The sequence below is a fragment of the Ideonella azotifigens genome, assembly GCF_006519715.1.
GTDB lineage: Bacteria > Pseudomonadota > Gammaproteobacteria > Burkholderiales > Burkholderiaceae_C > Ideonella > Ideonella azotifigens.
Genome location: NZ_VIDT01001038.1, coordinates 1 through 1400 on the forward strand (window position 1 = coordinate 1; position 1400 = coordinate 1400).

2 protein-coding genes are annotated in these 1400 nt (G+C 64.7%); both read left to right on the forward strand.

Going from position 1 to position 1400, the window contains the following annotated elements:
- Nucleotides 1–634 precede the first annotated feature (634 nt).
- Entirely contained in the window at nucleotides 635–997 is a 363-nt protein-coding gene (locus tag FKP22_RS30390; protein ID WP_310733398.1) for a DUF6632 domain-containing protein, read from the forward strand.
- Nucleotides 998–1017: 20 nt separating this feature from the next.
- Nucleotides 1018–1293, forward strand: a complete 276-nt coding sequence (locus FKP22_RS30395; protein WP_141291929.1) for a DUF2277 domain-containing protein — start codon at nucleotides 1018–1020, stop codon at nucleotides 1291–1293.
- Nucleotides 1294–1400 lie beyond the last annotated feature (107 nt).

A 1400-nucleotide genomic window follows, 5' to 3' on the forward strand; every position in this document is an offset into this window, starting at 1 on the left:
CGAGGTCGATGCGCCATTCCGGCTCGTGCCCGGTCGCCTGGTAGGGCTGCACCGGCGCAGGTGGCGGGGGCACCGGCGCGGTGCCGCCCTTGTCGCCGCCCAGCCAGCCGCCGACCAGCGGCACATGCGTGCAACCGGCAAGGGACAGCATGAGGCCGGACATCCACGCAACGCGCACCGCGCGAGCAGAGAGGTGGCCGGCGGAGCCAAAGATGGGGAACTCAGAACTTCTCATGCTATGCAGCGCCGATCCGGTGAAGCCTAGGGCCGGACGAGCGCTTTCCGGATGATGCACGATCAATGCCACGCCCGGAGTGACCAAGCATGTCACTTCGCGAACCAATCCGGCCCGTCACCTCAGGGAAACCCGTGTTCATAGGTCGGCGCCCGCCTGCCCCACGGTCAAGGACAGCCCCGCTCGCTGGGCAGGCGTCCGTCGGAAGGTCAGAGGTCAACGATGATTCCGCCCCGCGACGGCTTGCAGCAAGAGCGCATGGCCATGCCATTTCGGGCGTGCTAGTGTGCAGCGCAAAACGGTGCGGCGCGAAAATTCGCGGCGCTTCAGTCGCCGGGTCACAGAGCACGGGAGTGCGGCATGAATACGCAAAGAAAGTCGAATCCTCTTCGCTTCGCCTTGCTGACCTTCGGCCTGATCTTCATCTTCGGGGTGTACCCGCTGACGGTGCTGTGGCCAGCTGGCTGGGCATGGCACCACGGCCACTCGGAGTACATCGAGATGATCATCGCCCTGTACGCCACGCTCGGCGTCTTCCTGCTGATCGCCTCCCGCAATCCCGTCCAGCACCTCAGCCTGATCGCCTTCACCATCTGGTCGAGCATCGTCCACGCCGCAGTCATGGCCGTCCAGGCCACGGCCAACCCGATGCACACCGGACACCTGCTCGGCGACGTGCCGGCCCTGTTCATCGTCGCGCTGGTGCTGGGATGGCTGTGCCCTGCCGCATTCAGGCTTCCCTTTGACCGCGGCGCGCGCTGAATCGAATCCTGGAGTCACCCATGTGCCGAAACATCAAGACGCTGTTCAATTTCGAGCCCCCCGCCACCGAACTGGAAATCCGCGACGCCTCGCTGCAGTTCGTGCGAAAGCTCAGCGGGTTTTCAGTGCCATCCAAGGCCAACGAAGCGGCATTCGAAAGGGCAGTTGCAGAGGTCGCCGCCTCGGCCCGAGTGCTGATGGCTTCGCTGGTCACCAACGCAGAGCCGCGCAACCGGGAGGTGGAAGCGGAAAAGGCACGAGTGAGGTCTGCGATTCGGTTTGGAAGTCCGGAGTGATGGCCGTTGGCGTGGGCTTCCCGCACCTGAAAGGCGCTGTACGGGCCGCACCGGGCTGGTTACCATGCGCCCCATGACGACCACCGTCTGCCAATTGATCATCGGTG